Raw genomic sequence first — 4,806 nt, forward strand, 5'->3', positions numbered from 1 at the left:
ATATTTAATTTATCGAATCTTTATTATTGCTAGATATAGTTTTCTACTGTTTTCCCCATTATTTAATGGAAAGTCTTATAGATGTTTTAGTATTATCCTGAGAATCACTTCATGGAATCTTCATCTTTTTTAACTGTAAATGATCAGGAAATTACCCTAACTGAAGTAGTCAAATACTTACAAATATCTGGTAGACTAGGAAATTTCATGAGTGACGTACTGCGTCAGCACGTAATTGAAAAAGAAATTAGTGCTAGAACAGATATTGAGATTAGTTCCACCTTAATTGAGCAGACAATTATTGATTTTCGGCTGAAAAATCAACTAACTGATGCCCAAAAATTTCAAGAATGGCTAATAGGCAATGGTACAGATTATACAACTTTTCATACATCTATTACCTTTAGCTTTCAGTTAGAGAAACTCAAAGAATTAGTCACAGAATCAAAATTACCAGAATACTTTATTGAAAAGAAAATTTATTTGGATAGAGTTATCCTGTCGCGGATTCTAGTTGAAAGTCGGGAATTAGCAGAAGAACTACAAACTCAAGTTGAAGAAGGAAGTAGTTTTGAACAACTGGCAAAAGAGTATTCATTAGCCGATGAAAGAGTATTTAATGGCATGATGGGACCAATTAGTCGGGGGACGATACCAGACATATTACGTGCGGCTGTAGACTCAACCACCCCTGGAAAATTGATCAATCCCATAGAAATAGAAGGACGTTTTGCTTTATTTAGATTAGAACAAATTCTTCCAGCATCTTTAGAAGATACTCAATTACAACAATCACTAAAAAATGAGTTATTTGAGAAATGGCTAGGGGATAAGATTCAAAATCTGACAGTCAAAATTCAATTGGATTAAAACTTCTAAATAATCAATTTTAACGAATAAATGTGTTAAACAATTTACCCTGGAATGAACCGCCACTATCCTGGCTAAATGCTGAAGAACAAAACGAATTAAAACAGCAAGCAGAAATACATAACTACAAACTTGGCGAAAAAATTTGGTCACAAAAATTAGGTAGTGATGCTTTTGGCAAGCGAAACTATCAATTTTTTATTGTCGCTGGTAAAGTGCGTTTACGAGAGGAAGAAGAAAATAAAACCGTAGCTACTTTACAAACAGGAGATTGGTTTGGCAACTGTCAACCATTATTTGCTGATTGTAAAGCTGTAGCTGCTAGTAAGGAAGTTATAGTTGTGTGTTGGAATTCGGCTTTGTGGAAAAAGGTTTTAAATCCTCAAGTTAATGAATTTTGGAATAATTCAGCAGAGGTAGAAGAAATTGAAACTATTTTACCAGTTCCTAATTCTCCCATTTCTTCACCTTCACATCCTGCGAAATGGGAACAACCCACAATTTCTAATTATCCCTTTGTGGGAAGTGGAAATACAGGTGCAGCTTGTTTAACAATGGTGGCGCAATATTTACAAAATCCTGTGCAATTAGAATGGGTACAACGTCAGTTGCGAGGACAAAAGCCAAAAAATCTGGTAGAAGCAGGGGAGAAATTAGGGTTAGTATTGCGGAAATTACAGGTTAATTGGCATGAATTACGCCAATTAACTTTTCCCGCTGTATTGTTGTGGAATCAAGGTAATCAGGAAGATAAAAATCCCCAATTTAATTGGGTTGTAGCTTATGGCATAAAAGGCAATTTTTTAATTATTGCCAATCCTCAAAATCCTGATTACATTTGTGAACATTTACCTCAATCTGTGGTGGATAATTGTTGGGATGGTACATTATGGCAAACTGAACTAATTTCCCAGCAAGAGAAATTTAATTTAGCTTGGTTTACTCCTGCGGTTTGGAAATATCGAGGTTTATTAGGTGAAGTTTTATTAGCTTCCTTTACCTTGCAATTATTGGGTTTAGCTTCTCCATTAATTACTCAAGTCATCATTGATAAGGTGATGGTACAGGAGAGTTTAGCTACTTTGGATGTGATGGCGATCGCCCTCTTGTTTGTGGCGACATTTGAATCTATCCTGGGTATGCTGCGGCTATTCATCTTTACCCACACAGCCCGGCGTTTAGACTTGAGTTTATCGGCTCAACTTTTTCGCCATTTAATGCGTTTACCCTTGGCTTATTTTGAGTCGCGGAGAGTGGGTGATACAGTTGCTAGAGTCCAAGAATTAGAACAAATTCGCCAATTTCTCACAGGTACAGCTTTAACCGTCATTCTTGACAGTATCTTCGCTGTAGTTTACCTGGGATTAATGTTTTATTACAACATTCCTCTAACATTTGTAGCCTTAGCCGTCTTACCATTATTTGCCACATTAACTATTATCGCCACACCGATTTTGCGAACTTGGCTAAATGAAACCTTTAACCGGAGTGCGGACAGTCAATCATTTTTAGTAGAGACAATCACTGGCATTCATTCTGTTAAAGCCCATGCCGCAGAACCAGTAGCGAGAGAACGGTGGGAAGGTTTATTTGCCCGCTTCATTCGTACCAGTTTTAAAGCTTCCACCACATCTAATATTAGTAGTAATATTGGTGACTTTCTCACTAACTTTTCTACCTTAATTATCCTGTGGTTTGGGGCAAAATTAGTAATTGATCATCAACTAACCATTGGTCAATTAATTGCCTTCCAAATGTTATCAGGAAGAGTGACAAGTCCCCTATTACGGTTAGTTCAGTTGTGGCAAAACCTCCAACAAGTGCTATTATCAGTAGATAGAATTGGTGATATTCTCAACGCTGCCCCAGAAACAGAAGCCGGCACAGGATTAGTATTACCACCCCTCAAAGGTGAAGTTGATTTTGATCAAGTTTTCTTTCGTTATCATGCCAATACCGAACCAGTATTAAAAGGCATCTCTTTTAACATTAAACCAGGACAATTTGTAGGCATTGTCGGCAGAAGTGGCTCAGGAAAAAGTACCCTTTCTAAACTTCTCCAAAGACTCTATCAAATTGAGTCAGGACGAATTCTAATTGATGGATTTGATATCAAAAGTGCTGACTTAGCATCTTTAAGACAACAAATAGGCGTAGTTCTCCAAGAAGACTTTTTATTTAATGGTTCAATCTTGGAAAACATTACATTAGGCAATCCAGATATTACCTCCGAACAAGTTGTCGAAGCCGCCAGATTAGCAGTAGCCCATGACTTCATTAGTCAACTACCTTACGGCTATGAAAACAACGTAGGAGAAAGAGGAACAGCATTATCTGGAGGGCAAAGACAACGCATAGCATTAGCCAGATTATTCCTAGCATCTGCACCAATTCTCATCTTAGATGAAGCCACCAGTGCCTTAGATAGTGAAACCGAACAACAAGTATTGCAAAACCTCAAAAATGTTTCCTCTAACCGCACAGTATTCTTAATTGCCCACCGCTTTGCCCCCCTCAAACGAGCCGATTTAATCTTAGTCATGGAAAAAGGAGTCATAGCCGAAAGAGGAACACATTTAGAACTCTTAAAACAAAAAGGGTTGTACTGGTCACTTTATCAAAGACAACAAGCGAATATTTAAGATATCTCTCCGCGTCTCTGCGCCTCTGCGTGAGAAAAAGAGTTTAATCCAAAACATTCAAACCCAAAGCCACAGCCCCCCATAAAGGTGCATCATCACCCAATAATGCCCGCACAACCTCAAAATTCACCTCTGGGAGTGCGGTTTCCCTAGCCACCTTTCGCACCACAGTCCAGAAATTATCCCCAGATTTGGTAACACCACCACCTAAAACAAACCGTTGAGGATTCATGAGGTTGGCGACATTACCAATACCGACCCCCAAAGCCCATGCACCCCTGTATAATACTTCTTGTGCTATTTCATCTCCGTTGGCTGCTGCGGTGCTGACGACTTTGCCTGTAAGTAAGTTGAGATCATTACCAGTCAAATACCTGAGTACGCCTCCTCTGATTTTACCGTTAGTGCTAGGTGGTTCTTTCTCCAACATTTCCCGTGCATTTTGCGCCATGTAGGGACCAGAAGCTAAACGTTCTACACATCCCCGTTTTCCACATAAGCATAAGGGACCTCTAGGATCTACCACAATATGTCCAACTTCTCCCGCCATGCCTAATGCACCTCGCCAGGGCTTACCATCAAGTATCCAGCCTCCACCCACACCTGTACTAATGGTAATGTAAAATAGGCTATCATATCCTTGACCAGCCCCAAAGCGATGTTCACCAACGGCAGCAACGTTAGCATCATTATCTATACTGGCAGGTGCGTGATAATCTTCTTCAAGTATTTGTTTAAGGGGAACATTTTCCCAGCCAGGAACGTGATGAGATAAGCGGACTAAGCCGGTGGTGGCATCCACTGGACCACCAAAGCTGACACCAATGGCATCCGGCTTTCTTCCTTTTAGCACGGAATCAATGAGCGATCGCATAATTTCCAAATCAGTCAAAGCATCACCATTTGTAGGAGAAAATCGTGATTCATGATCCAACCACTCCTTACCACCAGCCTTAACTGTTGCTGCTGCCAATTTTGTCCCGCCAAAGTCTAGAGCTAAAATTAATGTCATATAATTAAAAATAGGGAATTTACGAAACAACTATCAAGCATTCACCATTATTACTGAATAAAAATTTTGCTGTAGTTCATTATAAGGAAGAACGCCGAAAACCCTTGAAAATGTAGGTGACTCAGGAAGCCACATTTGGGCTTTAGACAAGGGATTACCGCAAGGCGGAAGTCAAAAGTCAAAAGTCAAAAGTCAAAATGAAGACAGTATAGGCTTTTGGAGGATTTAGAATGGTTGGTTTATTTACGCCGTTTTGTACTAGAGGCAGGATAAATCCTGCAT

3 protein-coding genes are annotated in these 4,806 nt (G+C 39.3%); 2 read left to right on the forward strand and 1 reads right to left on the reverse strand.

Features of this window, described 5'->3' with window-relative positions:
* The first annotated feature begins 111 nt into the window (after nt 1-111).
* Nucleotides 112-870, forward strand: coding sequence for a peptidylprolyl isomerase (locus IQ228_RS21360; RefSeq protein WP_027403268.1), 759 nt, complete (start codon nt 112-114; stop codon nt 868-870).
* A gap of 32 nt (nt 871-902) precedes the next feature.
* Nucleotides 903-3,512, forward strand: a complete 2,610-nt coding sequence (locus IQ228_RS21365; RefSeq protein ID WP_193964359.1) for a peptidase domain-containing ABC transporter — start codon at nt 903-905, stop codon at nt 3,510-3,512.
* 43 nt (nt 3,513-3,555) lie between these two features.
* Here the strand turns inward: IQ228_RS21365 and IQ228_RS21370 are convergent, their stop codons facing one another.
* On the reverse strand, nt 3,556-4,524 hold the full coding sequence (locus IQ228_RS21370) for an ROK family protein (protein WP_193964361.1): 969 nt from the start codon (nt 4,522-4,524) through the stop codon (nt 3,556-3,558).
* Between the last annotated feature and the right edge of the window lie 282 nt (nt 4,525-4,806).

It is taken from the genome of Dolichospermum sp. LEGE 00246, assembly GCF_015207865.1.
GTDB lineage: Bacteria > Cyanobacteriota > Cyanobacteriia > Cyanobacteriales > Nostocaceae > Dolichospermum > Dolichospermum heterosporum.

Coding starts and splice junctions, on each gene's coding strand:
- IQ228_RS21360 (WP_027403268.1), top strand. CDS start 112: ATGGAATCTTCATCTTTTTTAACTGTAAATGATCAGGAAATTACCCTA.
- IQ228_RS21370 (WP_193964361.1), bottom strand. CDS start 4,524: ATGACATTAATTTTAGCTCTAGACTTTGGCGGGACAAAATTGGCAGCA.